This window comes from Salinisphaera orenii subsp. halophila YIM 95161, assembly GCF_003732545.1.
In the GTDB taxonomy this organism is placed as follows: Bacteria; Pseudomonadota; Gammaproteobacteria; order Nevskiales; family Salinisphaeraceae; genus Salinisphaera; species Salinisphaera orenii_A.
The window spans coordinates 1-19,888 of the sequence record NZ_AYKF01000101.1 but is presented as its reverse complement, the minus strand read 5'-3'; the positions used below and the strand labels follow the sequence as shown (position 1 = coordinate 19,888).

20 protein-coding genes are annotated in these 19,888 nt (G+C 70.8%); 8 read left to right on the top strand and 12 right to left on the bottom strand.

Annotation, left to right across the window (positions count from 1 at the left end):
- Positions 1-24: 24 nt before the first annotated feature.
- From codB to SAHL_RS12945, 7 genes are all read right to left on the bottom strand, one after another.
- Positions 25-1,281 carry a cytosine permease gene (gene codB, locus SAHL_RS12975; RefSeq protein ID WP_123591841.1) on the bottom strand — a complete coding sequence of 419 codons (1,257 nt, stop codon included), beginning with the start codon at positions 1,279-1,281 and terminating at the stop codon, positions 25-27.
- Between the two features lie 152 nt (positions 1,282-1,433).
- Positions 1,434-2,132, bottom strand: a complete 699-nt coding sequence (locus tag SAHL_RS12970) for an acetoacetate decarboxylase family protein (RefSeq protein WP_184947680.1) — start codon at positions 2,130-2,132, stop codon at positions 1,434-1,436.
- Between the two features lie 55 nt (positions 2,133-2,187).
- Entirely contained in the window at positions 2,188-3,702 is a 1,515-nt protein-coding gene (locus tag SAHL_RS12965) for an NAD(P)H-dependent oxidoreductase (protein WP_123591843.1), read from the bottom strand.
- A 41-nt stretch (positions 3,703-3,743) separates the two neighbouring features.
- The gene (locus tag SAHL_RS12960) at positions 3,744-4,709 is read right to left on the bottom strand and encodes a threonine ammonia-lyase (RefSeq protein ID WP_123591839.1); all 966 of its coding nucleotides are present in this window, start codon (positions 4,707-4,709) and stop codon (positions 3,744-3,746) included.
- Positions 4,710-5,372: 663 nt separating this feature from the next.
- A complete protein-coding gene (locus SAHL_RS12955) occupies positions 5,373-6,158 on the bottom strand; it encodes a molybdopterin-binding protein (RefSeq protein ID WP_123591838.1) in 786 nt (261 codons plus the stop codon).
- Positions 6,151-7,011, bottom strand: a complete 861-nt coding sequence (locus SAHL_RS12950) for a cytochrome b/b6 domain-containing protein (protein ID WP_123591837.1) — start codon at positions 7,009-7,011, stop codon at positions 6,151-6,153. The genes SAHL_RS12955 and SAHL_RS12950 overlap by 8 nt, the downstream gene beginning before the upstream one ends.
- A 65-nt stretch (positions 7,012-7,076) precedes the next feature.
- A complete protein-coding gene (locus SAHL_RS12945; RefSeq protein ID WP_123591836.1) occupies positions 7,077-7,379 on the bottom strand; it encodes a hypothetical protein in 303 nt (100 codons plus the stop codon).
- Between the two features lie 208 nt (positions 7,380-7,587).
- On the opposite strand from SAHL_RS12945, the gene SAHL_RS12940 reads away from it, so the two are divergent.
- Together SAHL_RS12940 and SAHL_RS12935 are read left to right on the top strand one after the other, a co-directional pair.
- The gene (locus SAHL_RS12940) at positions 7,588-8,307 is read left to right on the top strand and encodes a response regulator transcription factor (protein ID WP_123591835.1); all 720 of its coding nucleotides are present in this window, start codon (positions 7,588-7,590) and stop codon (positions 8,305-8,307) included.
- A 52-nt stretch (positions 8,308-8,359) separates the two neighbouring features.
- Positions 8,360-9,781 carry a sensor histidine kinase gene (locus tag SAHL_RS12935; RefSeq protein ID WP_123591834.1) on the top strand — a complete coding sequence of 474 codons (1,422 nt, stop codon included), beginning with the start codon at positions 8,360-8,362 and terminating at the stop codon, positions 9,779-9,781.
- A gap of 330 nt (positions 9,782-10,111) precedes the next feature.
- Here SAHL_RS12935 and SAHL_RS12930 read toward each other — a convergent pair whose 3' ends face one another.
- Entirely contained in the window at positions 10,112-10,450 is a 339-nt protein-coding gene (locus tag SAHL_RS12930) for a hypothetical protein (RefSeq protein ID WP_123591833.1), read from the bottom strand.
- Positions 10,451-10,740: 290 nt separating this feature from the next.
- On the opposite strand from SAHL_RS12930, the gene modA reads away from it, so the two are divergent.
- From modA to modC, 3 genes are read left to right on the top strand one after another with little or no spacing between them, the layout of a single operon-like run.
- Positions 10,741-11,535: a molybdate ABC transporter substrate-binding protein gene (modA, locus tag SAHL_RS12925; protein ID WP_123591832.1), complete on the top strand. Its 795-nt coding sequence runs from the start codon at positions 10,741-10,743 to the stop codon at positions 11,533-11,535.
- A gap of 3 nt (positions 11,536-11,538) precedes the next feature.
- Positions 11,539-12,228: a molybdate ABC transporter permease subunit gene (modB, locus tag SAHL_RS12920; protein ID WP_123591831.1), complete on the top strand. Its 690-nt coding sequence runs from the start codon at positions 11,539-11,541 to the stop codon at positions 12,226-12,228.
- Positions 12,229-12,232: 4 nt separating this feature from the next.
- Complete coding sequence (gene modC, locus SAHL_RS12915; protein ID WP_123591830.1) at positions 12,233-13,330, top strand: molybdenum ABC transporter ATP-binding protein; 1,098 nt, start codon at positions 12,233-12,235, stop codon at positions 13,328-13,330.
- A gap of 167 nt (positions 13,331-13,497) precedes the next feature.
- Here the strand turns inward: modC and moaCB are convergent, their stop codons facing one another.
- The 4 genes from moaCB to SAHL_RS12895 form a co-directional block, all read right to left on the bottom strand.
- A complete protein-coding gene (gene moaCB, locus SAHL_RS12910) occupies positions 13,498-14,418 on the bottom strand; it encodes a bifunctional molybdenum cofactor biosynthesis protein MoaC/MoaB (RefSeq protein ID WP_123591829.1) in 921 nt (306 codons plus the stop codon).
- Positions 14,415-15,140, bottom strand: a complete 726-nt coding sequence (locus SAHL_RS12905; protein WP_123591828.1) for a molybdenum cofactor biosynthesis protein — start codon at positions 15,138-15,140, stop codon at positions 14,415-14,417. The genes moaCB and SAHL_RS12905 overlap by 4 nt, the downstream gene beginning before the upstream one ends.
- Before the next feature lie 75 nt (positions 15,141-15,215).
- The gene (locus tag SAHL_RS12900) at positions 15,216-16,424 is read right to left on the bottom strand and encodes an MFS transporter (protein WP_245968526.1); all 1,209 of its coding nucleotides are present in this window, start codon (positions 16,422-16,424) and stop codon (positions 15,216-15,218) included.
- Between the two features lie 160 nt (positions 16,425-16,584).
- Positions 16,585-16,860 (bottom strand): PepSY domain-containing protein, encoded by a 276-nt coding sequence (locus SAHL_RS12895; RefSeq protein WP_123591827.1) that lies wholly within the window; start codon positions 16,858-16,860, stop codon positions 16,585-16,587.
- A 108-nt stretch (positions 16,861-16,968) separates the two neighbouring features.
- Here SAHL_RS12895 and SAHL_RS12890 point away from each other — a divergent pair, with 108 nt between their 5' ends.
- From SAHL_RS12890 to SAHL_RS12880, 3 genes are all read left to right on the top strand, one after another.
- Complete coding sequence (locus tag SAHL_RS12890) at positions 16,969-17,313, top strand: PepSY domain-containing protein (RefSeq protein WP_123591826.1); 345 nt, start codon at positions 16,969-16,971, stop codon at positions 17,311-17,313.
- A gap of 171 nt (positions 17,314-17,484) precedes the next feature.
- Complete coding sequence (locus SAHL_RS12885; protein ID WP_123591825.1) at positions 17,485-18,159, top strand: response regulator transcription factor; 675 nt, start codon at positions 17,485-17,487, stop codon at positions 18,157-18,159.
- A gap of 7 nt (positions 18,160-18,166) precedes the next feature.
- A complete protein-coding gene (locus tag SAHL_RS12880; protein WP_123591824.1) occupies positions 18,167-19,513 on the top strand; it encodes a sensor histidine kinase in 1,347 nt (448 codons plus the stop codon).
- The last annotated feature ends 375 nt before the right edge of the window (positions 19,514-19,888 follow it).

The window sequence follows — 19,888 nt, the reverse complement described above, 5'->3', positions numbered from 1 at the left end:
GTCGAGCGTGCGGGATCAGGAGTGTCAGGCGGCCGCCCGCCGTGCGGCCGCCTGACCCAGCAGGTGGCTGGCCGCGACATAGACGACAAGCGCAGCCAGTACTGCGTTGACCGGCGGGATGCCCGGCAGCAGGTTGGCGGCGGCGAAACCGAGCGCCCAGGCCGCGACCGCGGTCCAGTTCACGTCCGCGAGCACGGCGCGCTCGAAGGCCTGATAGCGGCCGCGGGCGACGAGGAAATAGTCCGCGATCAGGATCGCGCCGATCGGCGGCAGCGCGGAGCTGAGAAACGACAGCCAGCCCACGAAGTTGTTGTACAGCCACAGCGCGAACACCGTGCCGACGAGGCCGTTGGCTAGCACGATCCAGTGCTTGGGCCAGCCGGTGATGTTGGAAAACCCCAGCGACGCGGCGTAGAGCGCGTTGTCGTTCGTCGTCCAGATGTTGAGCCCGAGCACGAGAATGGCCGGGATGATCAACCCCTGCGCGAACATGACCTTCGAGATGTCGGACTCGCTGTAGACCAGCGCGCCGACGGCGCCGAAGGTGAACATGAGCGAGTTGCCGAGAAAGAAGGCGATCAGCGTCGTGCCGACCCCGATTCGGGGCGACTTCGCGAAGCGCACGAAATCCGGCGTGAGCGTGGCGCCGCTGATGAACGAACCGATGCAGATCGACAGCGCGACCGCCAGCGTGAGCGTGTTCTCGGGCTGGATCGCGGCCAGGGCGGCGAGCCCGCCGGCCTCGTCCACGGCCAGGCCGACCGACAGGTTGCCGAGCACGAAGATCGCCGGCACCGCGACGAAGCTGAGCACGGTCAGTGCCTTGAAACCGAGCCAGGCGGTGGCGGTCATGAGCACGCCGCCGGCGATGATCAGCCAGAGTGTATCGATGCCGGTGGCCACCTGGACCGGCAGCGCGAACATCACCACGCCGACCCCGAACCAGCCGACCTGGGTGCCGCCGAGCAGCGCCGAGGCCAGCCAGGAGCCGCGGCTGCCGAAGGCATAGCGGGCGAGCAGATGGGTCGACAGCCCGGTGCGGCTCGCGATCAGCGCCAGCAGCGCGGCATAGCTGCCGAGAATCAGATTGCCCGCCAATACGACGGCCGCGAAGCGTGTCAGGGACAGGCCTTCGCCGAGCGTGCCGCCCGCCCACATGCTCGCGGAAAAGAAGGTGAAGCCGAGCATCACCGAAAGCATGGTCCAGAAGCCGCGCCGCGCGCCGGCGGGTACGGTCGTCAATTCGTAGTCCTGGGGCGCGGGATTGTGGCTGCGGGTCATGGCGGCGAAGCTCGTCGGACGGGATCGGATGCGTTCGATGGCCGTGCAGGGTGCGTCGGCCCGATCCGGGGCGATACGGTCCGGTATCCGACGTGCGCGGTCAACGCACGCCAAGGTAAGCAAGGCCTGTGCCACCGGCGACAGGGGCGCGGTCAGCGGGTGCGCGAGCCGGGACCGTCGCTGTCCATCGGTTGGCGCTGCGCCTTCGGAAAGACCAGGTCGAAGCGATCGGCATGCAGGCCGAGGCGCGGCGTCTGGCCCGTGATGTCCGGAAAGCCGCTGTCGGGCGGGATGTCGTGCGCCTCCAGGCGAGCCAGCCGGGCCCGCGCCCGGGCCCGGATGCAGGTGCGGTAGCGGCGACCGCGCCAGGGCTGCTCGAGCGTGCGCGAGGCCCGCGGCAGGATGGCCGAGTGCAGCGGCAGCTTCGGTCCGCGCCGGCTCAGATGCAGGGTGATCGGCGCCCGGCCGGGCCGCTGGATGCGGCAGCGCTCCGCCCGGTCGGTACGCGCGAGCGTTTCGAAGTTCGCACGCTCTTTCGGCAGCCCCCAGTTGTGTCGGCCGTTGACCACGCTCGCGTCCGACGACACCCAGATATGGGTGATCGCCGCCGCCCGGCGGTCGCCGAAATCGAACACCCCCGGGCAGAGCAGCAGCTCGCGATAGGGGCCGACGTCGGAGCCGGCGTAGTCGATGAGCATCAGCGCGCCCAGGCCGCCGCAGGCGCGCCCGGCGAGCCCCGGCGTGTCGGCGCCGCACGCGGCCCCGAAGGCCGCCGAGCAGGACAGCGCGATCACGTAGCCCTGGCCGGTGAGGCGCCAGGGCGCGGGCACGATGCGGTCGCCCTCGTTCACGGCCGCGCGCCGCGGGAATGCGTGGGCATGGGCACGATGTCGGCATCGAACCGACTCATGACAGATTGAACCAGGGGACCAGCACGAACCAGAGCATATAGGTGAGCGTGGCCACCAGCAGGCCATCGATGCGCTGCAGCCGGTCGGCCGGCGTCTGCGAGCGCCACCACAGCAGGCCGAGGCCGAGCGCGGCGTGCGGCAGCACGAACCATTGCAGCCCGGCGAACGCGCCATCGACCAGCGCCAGGCCTTCGAAGACGAGGCCGAGCGTGGCCGCGGCGACGAGCGCCGCGCCGGCCAGCCGCAGTGCGCCGTGGCGGCCGAGACGCACTGCGATGGTGCGTTTGCCGACGGCCGCATCGGCGTCGTGGTCGGGCACGCCGGCCAGCACGATCGAGGGCAGGATCGCGAGCGCCAGCGGCGCGGAGAGCAGCCACAGATCGGCGTCGAATAGCGCCGCGCCCTGCAGCAGGCCGCCGAGCACCAGCACCAGCGCGCTGTGGGTGAAGGCCACGTCCACTTCGCCCAGGCCGCGGTAGCTCAGCCGCAGCGGGCCGACGGTATAGCCCAGCGTGAACAGCACCGCCAGCCCCATCCACAGCGCGGTCGCGATCGGGGCCGGCGCCACGCCGAGGGCGGCGCCCGCGGCCGTCAGCGCGCCCACGAGCAGCAGCCCGGTAGCCCGGCGCAACTGCGGCGGACTGATCGCGCCGGTGACGAGCACGCGCGAGCCGCCGGTGAAGGGGCCGTGGTTGGGGTTGATGCGGTCGGTGGCGAGATCCAGCCGTTCGTTGCAGAACACCGTGGCCGCCTCCAGGAGGGCGATGAACAGCAGCCCCCAGACGAAGGCCGCCCAGTCGATCGGTCCGGTCGCCGCGGCCACGGCGCCGAGGCCGTAGGCCGCCCAGCTCATGGGGTAGAACTGCAGTCGCAGGGCGGACAGCCAGGGACGGATTCGCGCAGCCGCGCGCCCCGCTGGCGAGCGCACGCCGCTGCGCAGGGCAAAGCCGGTGCGGCGCGTCTTCTCCAGCCAGGCGGCGCGGCGGTCGGCATCCGAGGTGCGCACCGGGCCGAACACCAGCGCGCGGGTCGGGCGCACGCCGCAGAAGCCGAGTGTGGCGTTGCGCATGGCGTGGGTGCCCGGCGCGTGGAACAGCCAGCGATAGACCGGCGGCGGCGTGTCCATGGTGGTGATCAGCTGGGCCGACTTGTCCGGCCACAGGCCTTCCCACTCGGCCGCGCCCGGGCCATAGAAGCGGAACGCGAACCCCGGCATCACCAACCGGTCGAGAAAGCTCTTGAGCAGCGCCGGCATCGTTCCCCACCAGGTGGGATAGACGAACACCAGATGCTCGGCCCAGGCGAGATCGGCGCGGGCGGCTTGCAGATCGGGTTCCAGCGGCTGGTCCTCCGGGGAGGCCGCGGTCACGTCGCGGGTGAAGCTCAGCGCGGCGAGGTCGATCCGCCGCAGTTCGACGCCGGCGTCGCCCGCGCCGTCGCAGTAGGCATCGGCGAGCGCGCCGCAGAGCGAGTCGCGGCGCGGATGGCCGAGCACGAGCAGCACGCGCAGCGCATGCGGCGTTCGCGACCGGGTCGCGGCGGAGGAATAGGTCAAAGCAGGTCTCGCAGCAGGGAGGGATCCATATTGCCACCGGAGACGATCGCCACCGCGGTCTGGCCCGCGGCGAGCGGAACGCGGCCTGCCAGCAGCGCGGCCACGGCGATCGCGCCGCCGGGCTCGGCGTGGAGCCGGCCGCGGGTGAGCGTGGCCCGGGTGCCGGCCACGATCTGTGGCTCGTCGATGGCGACCAGCTCGTCGACCACCTGCCGCGAGACCGCGTGCGTCCAGCGCCCGGCGCGGTTGGCGCCGAGGCTGGCGGCGATGGTGTCGGTCGAGGCCAGCGTCACCGGCTCGCCGGCGGCCCAGCTGCGCGCGAGCGTCGGCGCGCCGGCCGGTTCCACGCCGACGACGCGGATATCCGGATGCGCCTGTTTCAGCGCCAGGCCCACGCCCGAGATCAGGCCGCCGCCGCCCACGCAGCAGACCACCACATCGGGCACGCGCGGGCACTGGTCGAGAATCTCCAAACCCATCGTGCCGGCGCCGGCGATGATGCGCGGATCGTCGTAGGGCGGGACCAGGGTCAGACCGGACGCTTCCAGTTCGCGGGCCCGGGCCCAGGCATCGTCGATGCCGCCGATGAGCTCCACCGTCGCGCCGAGCGCGCGCGCGGATTCGGCCTTGAGCGGGCTGGCGTCGGCCGGCATGACCACGGTGACGGGTAGTCCGCGGCTGGCCGCGGCCCAGGCCAGCGCGGTGGCGTGATTGCCGGCCGAGACCGTGACCAGCCCCGCGGCCCGTTCGGCGTCGCTCGCGTTGGCCAGCCAGTTGAGCGCGCCCCGCGGCTTGAACGAGCCGGTGGGCTGGAGCAGCTCGCACTTCAGATACAGATCACCGGCCAGATCGGCTCCCAGATCATCGGCCCGGACCAGCGGCGTGGGCGCCAGCCGTTCGGCGACGACCGCACGGGCGGCATCAATGTCGGCGGCACGCGGCGCGGTATCGGCGGGTTGCATGACGATGGGCCGCGTTCAGGGCGCGCCCGGAGGCCGGGCTGCGCGAATCGGCGTGGCCGGCGATCGCCGTACAGGCGCGCCGCGGCCGTGCCGGCTTCGTTGCGACGTGTCCGTGTGTGCCGGTCGACCGCGCCGAGCGGTGGCGAGCGGGCTCGCATCGCCGGCTGGCGTTTGCGAGCACGCCACTTGGCGGTCGAGGCGACCGCTATTCGCGTCGGACATCTGGCCTTGCATGATCATCCCGCCAACCCAGGGTCTGTTGACGTTTCGTACGAGCGCCGCGTTGGCGTCCGCAAATCGTGTCCGGCAAGGCGGGAGCCGCCGTGTCGTGGCGTGCCACGACCCAGGCTCGCAACGCCGCCGGGCTCGATTTGCGGCCCAACCCTTCGGGACAAGCGCTGTTGTGCGGCAATCCATCGTTCTAGCGCGCTTGTGCAGAGTGACTGCACGGCGCGCACTACGCCTCGTCTTGCCGCACAACAGCGATTGGCGCGGACTCGCACGAAACGTCAACAGACCCTAGGGCGGTTTCCGACGGGCCGCAATCCGGAGTCGGACGGATGGCGATGCTACGCCGGACGGCAATCGATCGACGGCCCCGGGCGGCGCGGGTGGCGCCTGCCGGACGGGTGGCCGTGGTGGCTGGGCCGCCGCCGAGCGGCGTCAGATGCCGGCCCACCATTCGTAGCCGCGATCCTCCCAGTAGCCGCCGTTGCCGCCCTGGATCGAGGCGAAGCTGTCCACCAGTTCGATGCGCATGACGTATTTCGCCATCTTGTAGCCGAGCTGGCGCTCCGCGCGCAGACGCAGCGGCGCGCCGTTGGCGATGGGCAGGCGGTCGTCGTTCAGACCGTAGGCGAGCAGGGTCTGGGGGTGATAGGCCTCGACCATGTCGATGCTTTCATAGTATTTGACCGGGCCGCCGTAGATATTGTCCGCGCAGTGAAAGACCACGTAGCGCGCCGCCGAGGTCGGGCGTACCCGGTCGAGTACCTCGCCGAGCACCGCACCGGTCCATTTCGCGATACAGCTCCACCCCTCGACGCAGTCGTGACGGGTGATCTGGGTGCGCGACGGCATGGCTTTAAGGTCATCGATCGAGAAATCGGCGGGCTGGCGCACGAGGCCGTCGATACGCAGGCGCCAGTCGGCGAAGCCGTTCGCGGCGTGGCGCTTGTAGTCGTCGTTGCTCGGATCGGTGCTGCCGTTGGCGCGCATGGTCGGCGCGATATCGCGCTCGCCGAACTCGCGCGCCAGCGACTCGCGCGACGAGACCAGTCGCTGCGCAGCGCGGGTGAGGCGGTCGGTCGCGCCGAGCAGGTCCTGCACTCGGTCGTTGCGCGACAGGCTGTCGCAGCCGGTCAGGGCGGCGCTCGCGCCGAGCGCGCCCAGGCCGGTGATCAGGCGCCGGCGTTTCGGGTCGGGGAGGATGAGCTTCGAGTCACGCATGACGGTTGTCCTTGTCGGCCGGGGCGTCGTCGCCCAGGCGATAGCGGCCGGTGATCATGGAACGCAGGTTGTTGAATACGCCCGAGATCAGGACCAGCCCGAGATGAATCACGAAGAAGGCCACCAGCAAAAACGCGAAGATGAAATGCAGCGTGCGCGCGCTCTGGCGGCCGCCGAACACGTCGAGCAGCCAGGGCCAGGCGGCGTTCATGGTCGGCGACATGGTCAGGCCGGTGAGCACCATCAGCGGCAGCAGGCCGAACAGCACCAGCAGATAGGTGAGCTTCTGCAGGCCGTTGTAGTCGGCGCTGTGATCGAACTTCAGCCGTGCGTGGTGGGCGATGGTGGCCGGCAGGCCGCGCCACTGGGCCGCGGTCGGCCAGACCAGCCGGCGTCGGGCCGGGCTGATCAGGGTGTAGACGAGATAGGCCAGCAGCAGGGGCGCGAAAACCCAGGCGGCGGCGAAATGCCAGTAGCGGCCCATGGCCAGCCACTGCGGGCCGGGCAGCGTGGCCCAGGCCGGGAAGGCGCGCGCATCGAGCTCGCCGTCGTCGCGCGACAGACCGAGCACGCCGGTCGTATTGATGCGGTAGCCGCCGATACGCACCACGCCCATGGGCGCGCCGTCGTCGCCGCGCATCGCGGTGATCTGCAGCGCCGGAGCGTCGAAGCTGGAATCGTTGCCCCAGTAGAGCGACGGGTGGGCGTTGAAGATCTGCAGTCCGCTCATCAGCAGGATCACCAGACACACGAGATTGACCCAGTGCCAGACGCGGGTGAAAAGCCCGTGGCGCTTGATCACCCGGGCGCGCTCGGGCGGGTTGGCGTATGGATTGTCGTTGTGTTTGTTCATCGATAGGCCCGGTTCGAAAGAAAGGCTGCCCGCCGGCGCGAAGCCGGCCGGCAGCCGGGGACGACCTACATCTTGTCTTCTTTCATGCCGTCGTCGTGCGACATGCCGTCTTCGCCGGACATGCTGTCGTCGTGCGACATGTCGTCCGACTTCATGCCGTCATCGTGTGCCATGCCGTCGTCGGCCTTCATGCCATCGTCATGCGACATGCCATCATCGTGCGTCATGCCGCTGTCCTGCGACATAGCGCCGTCGTCATGGGACATGCTGTCTTCTTCCATGGCCAGGCCGGCGGCGCTCCACACCAGCACGCCCGAGAACAGCAGGGCGGTCAGCAGCGGGTTGCGAAGGGTCTTGAATTGCGTCATGAGAGTTCTCCGTGGAAAGAAAAGACGGACGGGCCTTGATTCATGTGTTTCTGCCCGGCCGGCCGCAGCGGTGTGCGGCTGCAGATCAAGCTAGGCCCGGCCCGCCGCGCAATCATCACGAATCGATAACACGCCGCCGGTTTAACGTTTCGTGATGTGCCCGGCGGGCACATCGTCGAGACTGGCGCCCGGCGACAGGGAGAACGGCATGGCGGAGCGCATACTGTGCGTCGAGGACGACCCCGATATCGGGCGGCTGCTGGTGGCCATTCTCGGCGAGGCCGGCTATCCGGCGGACTGGGTGACCAGCGGCGAGCGCGCGCTGGAATGCTGGCGTGATGCCGCGCTGGTGGTACTCGATCTCATGCTGCCGGGCATCGACGGGCTGGCCGTCTGCCGGGAGATCCGGGGCCACGATGCCGGCATACCGCTGATCATGCTCACGGCGCTCGCCGGCACGCGCGACGTGGTGCTGGGCCTCGAGATCGGCGCCGACGACTACATCACCAAGCCGTTCGACGCCGCGATCCTGCTGGCCCGCGTGCAGGCGCTGCTGCGCCGGCGCCAGCGCGAGTCGACATCGAGCGCGGCCGGTGCCACGTCGGCCCCCATCGTGGTGGGGGCGCTGCGCGTGGACATCGACAAGCACGAGGTGCGCATCGACGAGGTGCCGGTGTCGCTCACGGCCAAGGAATTCGCGCTGCTGGCGCTGTTCGCGCGCAACCCGGGCCACGGCTTTTCGCGCAGCGATCTGCTCGATCAGGTCTGGGGGCCGGAATTCGACGGCTTCGATCACACCGTCAATACGCATATCAATCGGCTGCGCGGCAAGATCGAGGCCGACCCGGCCGCGCCGCGCTATATCCAGACCGTCTGGGGCGTAGGCTACCGCTTCGTGGATCCGCTCGACACACCGGACGACGCATGAGGGCGCCTGGCAACGGATCGCGAACGTATCGCGCAGCCTCTATGCGCGCATCGTGTTCGTCTATCTGGCCGGGCTGCTGCTGCTGGCGCTGACCGCGGCCTGGGTGGCGGTCAGTCAGTTCGAGCAGCTCGGCCGCGAGTGGCAGCAGCGCACCCAGATCGATCTGGCCGACAATCTCGCGCAGGTCATGCGGGAGCCGCTCGGCGCCGGCCCGGATTCGCCGGCCGCGCACCGCGCCGCCGATCGCATCCTGTCGATCAACCCGGCGGTATCGCTCTACCTGCTCGACGCCGAAGGCCGCGTGGTCGGCAACTACGCCGAGCCCGGCTGCAGCGCCAACGCGCGGGTGCCGGTGGACACGCTCGAGGATCTGCTGGCCGACGAGCCCATGCTGCCGGTACTGCTCAACGCGCCGTGTTCGCATCGCGACAGCGTCTTTTCGGTGGCTCCGGTGCGCTTCGGGGCGGCGGCGCAACCCGGCTACCTGCTGGCCGTGCTCGATGCTGGCGCGCGCATGTCCATGTTCGCCATGCTGCGCACCAGCAGCATCACGCGCACGCTGCTCATCGCCGGCACGCTGGCGGTGGTGCTCGCCGGTGTACTCGGGCTGCTGTTGTTCGCGCTGCTGACCCGGCGTTTTCGCCGCCTAACCGCGGCGGTGGAACGGTTCGCGGTGGGTGACTACGGCCAGCGCATCGCGCCCGGCCGGGCCGACGAGATCGGCCATCTGTCACGCGCGTTCAACGACATGGCCGCGACCATCGAGGCCCAGCTCGACGCGCTGCGCGAAAATGACCGCCAGCGGCGGGAACTGGTCGCCAACCTGTCGCACGATTTCCGCACCCCGCTGACCTCGCTGCGCGGCTATGCCGAGCAGCTGCGCAAGGCCGAGGACCTGCCGGCCGAGACCCGCCAGGCCCATCTGGCCGCGATCCTGACCAACGCCGACCGATTGACCCGGCTGGCGCGCCAGCTCTCGACGCTGGCCCGGGTCGACGCGTTCGAACAGCCGCTGTCGGCGGATACGTTCTCGCTCGCCGAACTGATCCACGACATCGTCGGCAAGTTTCGCCCGCAGGCGTTCGAGGCGGGCCTGGCACTGGTGATCGACTGCGCGTCCACGCTGCCGGCGGTGGCCGCGGATCTCGCGCTCGTCGATCGGGTGCTCGCCAATCTTCTCGACAACGCCGTCGCGGCGACGCCGGCGGGCGGCACGGTGCGCGTGTGCGCCCACGCGACGGCCTCGCGGGTCGAGGTGGCGGTCGTCGATACCGGCATCGGCCTGTCGGCGGATGAACTGACGCTCGTCACCCAGCGTTTCTACCGCACGCCGGCCTCGCGCCGGCACGGCGAGGGCTCGGGTCTGGGGCTGTCGATCGTCGACGAGATCTGTGTGCGGCACGGCACGCGTCTGCGGCTGCACAGCGCGCCGGGCGAGGGCACGCAGGCGGCATTCGATCTGCCGATCGCTTGATTGAGTCGTGAGTATGGCCGTGGCCACGCGGGGCCGGTGCCGGCTCGAGCCGGCTGTCGGTCTATCGAAGGGGTCAAGGTGTGCTCGCCTCGTACGCCGCATCCCAGGCCTGGATTCGTGCTGCCGTTGCCGGCCGCGGCCGAGCGGTCGGTGGCGAGAGTGTGGCGCGACGATGATCGCGTCATCGCCGGGGCGGCCAGGGATGCTTTGCGCGGAAACCGGCACGGGGCCCGTCCCGCGCGAGTCGAGTGCGGCTCGCCCGTGAACCGTATCCATGAAAAAGGGCAGCCCGAAGGCTGCCCTCATGACGATACGACCTGCAGCGTCGATCTACATGCTGTCGTTGTCGCCGGTCAGGTCGTCCTGCGACTTGGCGCCGTTCTCCGACATCGCGTCGCTTTCGGACATGGCGTCGTCCTCGGACTGGCCTGCCTTGCCGTTCGACGTGCCGAGCTCGGACTTCGACATGCCGTTGTGATCGCTGCTGTGCGACTTCTCGGCCATGCCGCTTTCGCTCGACGCCTCGTCGGTGGTCATGCTGCTTTCGCCCGACATCGACTCGTCGGAGCCCGAATCCGACCCGGCGATCGCGGTGCCGCCCAGGGTGAGCGCGCCCGCACTGATCAGGGCGGCGAGCAGGGGCGTGAAGAAAGTCTTGTTCGAACGCATAGTGTTCTCCTTGGAATGCGCCGGACCCGCGAGGGGCCCGATAGGCCGGTGATGTCGTGGGCCGGCGGTGCCGGCCATACCACGCCGCGCGGCCTGACGCGACGTTGCAGACGGTAGGCTTCCGGGGCGGGCTACGGTATCCGTGATGACACTTAGGCTCGCAGTGACGCTGCTCGACATGTGGTCGCCGACAGCGCTATGTAGTAATGTATATAGCGATGATTCTCCGGCCATCGGTAACGCGGGCTATCGTCGTGCCGGTCGCCGTCGATTCGACTTCAGCGAAGACCATGAGACTGATTTCAGGCCGGTTTCTCCGGCATGCCGTGGCCGTTTTTCTCTGCGCGGCGGTCGTGCCCGCCGGCGCGGCCGCGCACGAGCGGTCGCTGCTGGTGTTCGCCGCGGCCAGCCTGAAGAACGCGATGGACGAGGTGGTCGCGGCCTACGAGGCCGACCACGACGTCGATATCGACGTCAGCTACGCCGGCAGTTCGACGCTGGCGCGCCAGATCGAGCGCGGTGCGCCGGCGGATGTGTTCGTCTCCGCCAACCGCGACTGGATGGATCGGCTGCAGGCCGACGGCCGGCTGAAGAACGCGTCGCGGGTCGACGTGCTGGCCAACGCGCTGGTGCTGGTGGCCCCGCGCGACAGTGATATCGACCTACGGGTGGCCCCGGATTTCCCGATCGCGGAACGGCTGGCCGACGATTATCTCGCCATGGCCCACACCGAGGCCGTGCCCGCGGGCATCTACGGCCGCCAGGCGCTGCAGTCGCTGGGCGTGTGGTCGGCGCTGGCGGGCCGAATCGCCCAGACCGACGACGTGCGCGGGGCGCTGGCGCTGGTCGCGCGCGGCGAGGCGCCGCTGGGGGTGGTCTACGCCAGCGACGCCGTCGCCGAGGACGATGTGCGCGTGGTCGATGTCTTCCCGGACGACAGCCACGATTCGATCGTCTACCCCGCCGCGGTCGTCGCGGCGTCGGCCGCCGAGTCTGCGCCCGCGTTCGTGGAATTCCTGAACGGCGAAACCGCCGGCCGGGTGTTTCGCGACTGGGGCTTCAAGCGGCCCGGCGGGGGGGGCTAGCCGGTGCTGGACGCGGCCCAGGCCGAGATCCTCTGGCTGAGTCTGCAGGTCGCGCTGACCGCGGTGGCCTGCAGTCTGCCGCTGGCGCTGGCCGCGGCCTGGTTTCTGGCGCGCTCGCGCCGCCGGGGGCGGATGGTGCTGGATGCGCTCGTGCACCTGCCGCTGGTGCTGCCGCCGGTGGTCACCGGCTACCTGCTGCTGGTCGCGCTCGGGCGCAACAGCCCGCTGGGCGGCTGGCTGGACGCCACCTTCGGGTTGACCTTCGCCTTCCACTGGACCGGCGCGGCGCTGGCCGGTGCGGTGATGGGCTTTCCGCTGATGGTGCGCCCGATCCGGCTGTCGCTGGAGGCCATCGACACGCGCGTGGAGGACGCCGCCGCCACGCTGGGCGCGTCGCCGATCTGGGTCCGGGCGACGGTGACGCTGCCGCTGGCGCTGCCGGGCATCATCGCCGGCATGGTACTGGCCTTCGCGCGTGCCCTCGGCGAGTTCGGCGCCACCATAACCTTCGCGGCCAACATCCCGGGCGAGACCCGCACGCTGCCGCTGGCGATCTACAGCTTCATCCAGGTGCCGGGCGGCGAGGCGCAGGCCGCGCAGCTGATCGCGATCTCGGTGGCCGTGTCGCTGGCGGCGCTGGTGGCCTCGGAGCTGATCGCGCGCCGGGTCAAGCGGCTGCGCGGGGCGGGCTGAGCCGATGCTGTCGCTGGACGTCGAACACCGCATCGGCGATTTCGATCTGGCCTATGCGCTGGACAGCCGTGAACGGGTGACCGGCCTGTTCGGCCCCTCCGGCGCCGGCAAGAGCACGCTGCTGCGCATCGTCGCCGGGCTGATCACGCCCCGGCGCGGCCGGATCGAGATCGCCGGTCGCTGCGTGTTCGACAGCGACCGCGGCATTCGCGTGCCCGCGCACCGCCGGCGCATCGGCTATGTCTTCCAGCAGGCGCGGCTGTTCCCGCATCTGAACGTGGCCCGCAATCTGCGCTACGGCGCCTGGTTCGCGCGCGCCCGGCCCGCCGCGGCGCGCTTCGACCGCGTCGTCGACATGCTCGATATCGGCGCGCTGCTCGATCGCCGCGTGGCCGGCCTGTCCGGCGGCGAGGCCCAGCGCGTGGCCATCGGCCGGGCGCTGCTGGCCAACCCGGCGATGCTGCTGCTGGACGAGCCGCTGGCCTCGCTCGACGCCGCCCGCAAGGCCGAGGTGCTGCCCTATATCGAACGCCTCAGCCGCGAGTCCGAGGTGCCGATCGTGTTCGTCTCCCATCAGCTCGACGAAATGCTGCGGCTGGCCAACCGGCATGTGGTGGCCCTGCGCGACGGCCGCGTCGTGTTCTCCGGCGAGAGCGCGGCCTTTCTGGCCCGCCCGGACCTGCTCGGCCCGGAGCACGCCCGCGACGCCGGCACGCTGCTGCGGGCCGAGATCCGCGGCACGGCCGCACACGGGCTGAGTGCGCTCGACTGCGAGGGCCAGCCGCTGTTCGTGCCGCGGCTGGATCAGGCCCCGGGCGGCCGCGTGCACCTGCACGTGCGTGCCCGCGACGTCATGCTCGCGCGCTCTCGGCCGGAGGACATCAGCGCGCTCAACGTGCTCGCCGGGCGCGTGGACGCGATCGCGCAGGACGGCGATCAGGCGGTCGAGGTGACGCTGGCGATCGGTAACCAGCGTCTGGCGGCGCGCATCACCCGCTACTCGGCCGAACGCCTGGCGCTGGCCGAAGGCGAACCCCTGTACGCGGTGATCAAGAGCCTGGCGCTGGCCGAGCAGGCCTGGGCGCGTCTCGGCGGGCTGTAGGGTCGGACTGTCGGATTGCCCCGACCGGCCCGATGCGCGAATCGCCGCGTGGCGCGTCACCGTGGCGGCGCCGGACCGAGGCCGGATGGCGGTGACGACGCATTGCCCGATGCCTTTCGCACGCCTTGTCGAGGCGCCCGCTTCCTGCGCCCGACGGGCGCGGGCGATCAGCCGGCGTGGCCCGCGAAGCGCTGGTGGATCTCCAGCACGTGCACCAGGCTCGGCAGCAGTGCGGCCAGGGTCTCCGCCGCGCCCGAGCGGCTGCCCGGGAAGGTCACCACCAGGCTGTTGCCGGCGAAGCCGGAGACCCCGCGCGAAAGCACGGCGTAGGGCGTGCGTCGCTGGCCGAAGGCGCGGGCGGCCTCCATGAGACCCGGCATGGGCGTGGTCAGCATCGGTTCGACCGTCTCGACCACCCGGTCCTTCGGGCCGATGCCGGTGCCGCCGACGGTGACGACGAGTTGAGTGCCGGCATCGATCGCGGTCTGCACGGCCGCGCGCACCCGATCGGCGTCGTCGGGCAGGATCTCGTAGCCGAGCGGCGCGAAGCCGGCCGTCTCGAGCCCCTCGAAGACCCCGCGGCCGGCGGTGTCCGGCTTGTTGCCGTCGGCCACGGGGTTCGAGACCATCAGCACCTGCGCGGACAGCGGCTGTTTCAGCGTGCGCTTGAAGTCGCTCTTGCCCCCGGTCTTGTCGACGAGACGGGTGTCGCCGATGGCCAGTTCCTCGGGCTGGGCGTAGGGCTTGAGCATGTCGTAGAGCGTCAGCGCGGCCATGCTCGCGGCCGTGAGCGCCTCCATCTCGACGCCGGTCGGGCCGATCGTGTGGACTTCGGCCTCGATCACCACGCGGGCGTCCTCGATCGTGAAGTGGACTTCGGCGGCGTGGATCGGCAGCGGATGACACAGCGGCAGCAGCTCGTCGGTGCGCTTGGCCGCGAGAATGCCGGCGATACGGGCCGAGGCCTGCGGGTCGCCCTTTTCGGTGTCGCGCTCGGCGATGCGCCGCAGACAGTGGCCGGGGGCGTGGAAACTGGCGGTGGCGGTGGCCGAGCGCAGGGTCTCGGGCTTCATGCCCACATCCTTCATCGGCGGTCTCCTCGCGGGCGTTCGGGGCCGACGACCTCGGTGCCTTCCAGATAGGCGCTGCTGCCGTCGGCGTAGTGTTCGTTCTTCCACACCGCGACGCGGGCCTTGAGTTCCTCGAGCGCGTGGCGGGCGGCGTCGAAGGCTTCGGCCCGGTGCACGGCCCGCACCACGATGTAGACGCTGACCGCGCCGAGTCCGAGTCGCCCGGTGCGGTGCTGGATGCGGCAGGCGGCGACGCCGAAGCGCTCGATCGTCTCGGCCTCGATCTCGGCCATGGTGCGCGCGGCCAGCGGGCCGTAGGCGGAATAATCCATCGCGGTGACGTCGCGGCCGTTGTTGGCCAGACGCACGGTGCCGCCGAAGACCACCAGCGCGCCGCAGGTCTCGTCCTCGGTCTCGGCCATGAGGGCGTCGAGATCCAGCTCGGCCGCGCGCAGATGGCGTGCATCGGGGGCCTGTTCCGGCTGGCCGCCGGAGACCGGCGGGATCAGGGCGACGGTGTCGCCGTCGGCCAGCACCGCGTCCGCGGCCAGCAGCGTGTCGCCGCGGGCGCAGGCGGTGCGCGAGAGCAGATCGGCCGCGCCGGGGTGTTGCTGCCGGGCGGCCGCGATGAGCGCGGCCGGCGTGTGCGGGGCCGCCACCGCGAGCGTGGCCGTGTCGCCGGCCATCAGGGTCCGGAGTTCGCCGAAGCATTCGACGGTGACGGTGATGGATTCGCTCATAGTGCGCCGTCGCGGCGTGTCTGGGGACAGGATTCGTCCAAGGCTAGAGCCCGAACGCACGCGTGGCAATCGGGATCACGCCCGACCCTGGCTCGCGGTCGCCGCGGCCCGGCGTTCGGTGCACCAGAAAACCAGCGCGGCCGCCTCCAGCGTGCCGGCCACGGCCATCGCACCGGGCCAGCCCGCGATGTCGACGGCGATGCCGGCGACCAGCGAGCCGGCCGCGCCGCCCAGGAAGAAACAGCCCATGTAGGCGGTGGTGATGCGGCTGCGCGCCTCCGGCCGCAGCGCGTAGATGGTGCTCTGGTTGAGGATCTGCACGCCCTGGACGCCGAGGTCCATGAGCAGGATGCCGATCACGATCGCCACCAGGCTGTGCGGGGCCAGGCCCATGAGCACGAAGGCGGCCAGCGCCGCAACGATGAACGCCGCGGTGCCGGCCCGGTTGCGGCCGGCGTCGTGCAGGGTGCCGGCCAGCGACGCGCCGACGGCGCCGGCCGCGCCGAGCAGGCTGAACAGCCCGATCGCGGTCTCGCTGTAGCCGTAGGGCGCCCGCGCCAGCAGAAACGGCAGCGAGGTCCACATGATGGTGAAGCCGGCGAAGCCGAGCGTGCCGTAGACGATGCGCCGGCGCAGCAGCGGCTCCTCGACCAGCAGCGCCCCGATCGAGCGCAGCACCCGACCGTAGCGCAGTCGTTCCCCGATCTGCTCGGTGTCCGGCAGCATGCGCCGCAGCACCAGCGCCTGGGCGAGCATCAGAAGCGAGGCCGCGCCGAAGACCGTACGCCAGCCCGCGAGATCGGCGACCAGGCCGGCGAAGGCGCGGGCGAGCAGGATGCCGATCAGCAGGCCGCTCATCACCCGGCCGACCACGGCGCCACGTTGGTCGTCGGCGGCCAGATGCGCGGCCATCGGCACCATGATCTGGGCCGCGGTCGAGGTCAGGCCGATCAGGAAGCTGGCGACGAGAAACCCCTCGAAGCCCGGCGCGAGCGCGGCACAGGCCAGCGACAGGCTGGCGCCCGTGCTCACCAGCGGGACCAGGCGGCGGCGATTGAAGAAGTCCCCGAGGGGGACGAGGAAGACCAGCCCCGTGACGAAGCCGAGCTGGGTCACGGTGATGATCGAGGCGGCCGCGGCGCTGGAGATTTCGAGCGTGCGCGCGAGCAGATCGACCAGCGGCTGGGCGTAGTAGAGCCCGCCGACCGACAGCCCGCAGGCGACGGCCATCAGCCAGACGATGGGCATGGACGGCGTCAGGGCCGGACGGGTGTCTTCGCGCACGACGGGCTCGCATGGGTCGGGAAAGCGCGACAGTCTACCGTTGTAGCATGCAGCGATGAAGTCGCCGCCGTGCGCCCGTGCCGTCGACGGTCGGCGCTAACGCCACGAGAAAGGCCCGCCTCGAAGGCGGGCCCGTGATCGCCGGTGGCGTGGCGGCGGATCAGTCGTCGCGTTCGCTGTGCAGGATCTCGCCGCTGTTCTCGTCGACCTCCAGCTCCACGCGGTGGCCGTTGGGCGCGGTGGCGTCCACCTCGTAGCGGTTGGCCTCGTGCTCGACGCTTTCGATTTGGGTGTAGCCTTCGCCCTCGAGCGATTTCACCACGTCGGGGATGCCCATCGAGCCGCTGTCGGCGCCGTTGTTCTGGGCGAGGGCGGTGGTGCCCGCCAGGGCGAGGCCGGCGGCGGTGGTAAGGGCGATGAGATTGCGATGGGTCATGGTCAGCTCCGTTGCATGAGTTCGGGGCCAGCCTGGCGCCGGCCCGTCGAATCGACGGTGAACACCGCGTTAATCGAAAGTTCATCGCCCGAGCCTCGCAATGGCGGCATGATCGCGCGCCTACCGATTTTCGTCCTGTCCGTCGCCTGCCTGCTGTGCGCGGGGTCTGCGCTCGCCGATGACGACGACGACGAGGCCCGGGCGCTGCGTGCCGCCGGCGACCTGCGGCCGCTGAGCGAACTGATCGAACACGTGGAGTCGACCTGCCAGGGCCGTTTCGTGGAGACCGAGCTGGAGGAGGACGACGGTGTCTGGGTCTACGAGATCAAGCTGCTCGGGCCGGCCGGCGACGTCGCGGAGCTGGAGTACGACGCCCGCGACTTCGACCTGCTGGAGGCCGAGGGCAAGCGGCTGGACCGGCTGGGCTGCGTGCCCGCGGGCACGCCGGACTAGAGGCTGCCGACACGTCATGCCAGTTCGCGCCGGACATTCCGCGGCCCGTCGGGTCGGGCCGCCCGTGAGTCGTTCACCATGGGCGCCCCGCGGCGCAGTTGGCCTTGATTGCGGCGGCCCCGGACGCGGCGTTGGCTTGACGTCTCGCCGGGCCCGAGCGCGGGAGGCGGCATGCGCCTGCTGATCGTCGAGGACGAACCGACGCTGGTCGAGCAGCTCGCCGAGGCGCTGGCCGAGGCCGGCTACGCGGTGGATGTGGCCACCGACGGCGAGGACGCGGCCTACCGCGGCGCGACCGAGCCCTACGATGCGGTGGTGCTCGATCTCGGGCTGCCGCGCCTGGACGGGCTCAGCGTGCTGCGGGGCTGGCGGGCCGAGGCGGTCGCCGTGCCTGTGCTCGTGCTCACCGCCCGCGGCGAATGGCACGAGAAGGTCGACGGCATCGACGCCGGCGCAGACGACTATCTGGCCAAGCCGTTCCGGATGGAGGAGCTGCTGGCCCGGCTGCGGGCGCTCATCCGGCGCGCCAGCGGCGGCGCCTCGGCGGTGATCGAGCGCGGCGGCGTGACCCTGGACACGCGCAGCGCCCGGGTCAGCGTGGCCGGCCGACCGATTCGGTTGACCGGCCACGAATACCGGGTGCTGTCGTATCTCATGCACCACGCCGGGCAGGTGGTCTCACGCAGCGAACTCATCGAGCATATCTACGCTCAGGACTACGACCGCGACTCCAACACCATCGAGGTCTTCGTCCGGCGGCTGCGCAGCAAGCTCGGGGTGGCCGCGATTGTCACCGAGCGCGGTTTCGGCTACCGCTTCGTCGACACCGCCGATCCGGTCGACTAGGCCGGCCGTGCCGAGAGCCTCCCTCCAGCGCCGGCTGCTGCTCGGCGCGATCGCCTGGATCCTGATCGCGCTGGTCGCGACGGCCGTGGTGTTGTCGCTGCTGTTCCGCGGTCATCTCGAGGACGAACTCGGGCGCCGCCTCGACGCCGATTTCCTGCAGCTGGTCTCGCAGCTGGATACCGGCACCGACGGTGAATTCGCACCGGACCCGCGAATGAGCGACCCGCTCTACGAACGGGTGTTCTCGGGGCGCTACTGGCAGATCGACGCCGCCGGGGACGCACCCGTGGATCTGCGCTCGCGCTCGCTCTGGGACATGCATCTGCCGGTGCCCGGGCAGGCGACCGGGCTGCACCGGCTGGACGGCCCGCGCGGCGCGCGCGGCGCGCGGCTGCTCGCACTCACCCGCGAGGTGACGCTGCCGCGCCGCGCGGGGCCGCTGCGGCTGACGGTGGCCGCCAGCCTGGCCCCGGTGGAGGCGGCGGTGGTCGATTTCCGCGGCACGCTGGCGTGGGCGCTCGGCGCGCTGGCGCTGGGCCTCATCGTGGCCGCCGGGCTGCAGGTCGGGCTGGGACTGGCACCGCTGCGGCGGCTGCGGCGCGAGCTGGGCACCATCCGACGGGCCGAGAGCGCGCGGCTGTCCGGCGACTATCCCGGCGAGGTCGCGCCCCTGGTGGCCGATCTCAATCAGGTGCTGACCGACAACCAGGCGCTGATCGAGCGCGCCCGGCACCAGGCCGGCAATCTCGCCCACGCCCTGAAGACGCCGCTGTCGGTGATCCGCAACGAGGCCGACCGCCTGGCACAGGAGGGCGGCGAAGCGCGGGCCGCCCGGCTGCGGGCCGAGGCGACGGCGATGCAGCGCCAGATCGAGTGGCATCTGGCGCGCACGCGCATCGCCGCCACCCAGCGCGCCGGCGTGGCCGCCGAGGTGGCGCCGGTGCTCGAGCGGCTCACGCGGACCCTGCAGCGGCTGTACGGCGACCGCGGTCGCGTCATCGACACCGACGCCGGCCACGGCCTGCGCTTTGCCGGCGAGACCCGGGACCTGGAGCAGATGATCGGCAATCTGATGGACAACGCCTGCAAGTGGGCGCGCGGCATCGTCGAGGTGCGCGCGAGCGTGTACGGCGATCGTCTGCAGATATGCGTCGACGACGACGGCCCGGGCCTGCCCGCGGCCCGGCGCGAACAGGCGCTGGACCGGGGCCGGCGTTTCGACGAGGACACGCCGGGCTGGGGCCTCGGGCTGGCGATCGTCGCCGATCTGGCCCGTGCCTACGAGGGCGAGCTGGCGCTGGAACGGGCGGCGCTCGGCGGTCTGTCCGCGCGCCTCGTGCTGCCGGCCGGCTGATGCTCCATGCGAGCCCGCGCCAAGTGCTTCCCGAAAATAAGACTATGGGCGGAAAGACGAGATCTCTTGTGCGCCACGCAGTCGTTCTGCGCCACGGTGCGACGACGCTGGATTGCCGCACCCTGGGCGTTGCATGGAGCGGCTGGCCCTTAGGGGTGGGCCTCCCATGAAACAACCACGGGCGCGCCGCGGCGTTGCCCGTATGGATTTTGGCGCGCCACGATCGGTGACTCGCGCCCTGCCGCACACGATGTACGGTCTCCGACGCGGCGTTCGCACGACGCGCTGGATGGCCCTGGAAGGCGCTAGAGCATTTTGCGTATTTGGTAAGTCATCTATAGCCGGCATGGGCGAGCAGGTTGCGACATTCGGCCG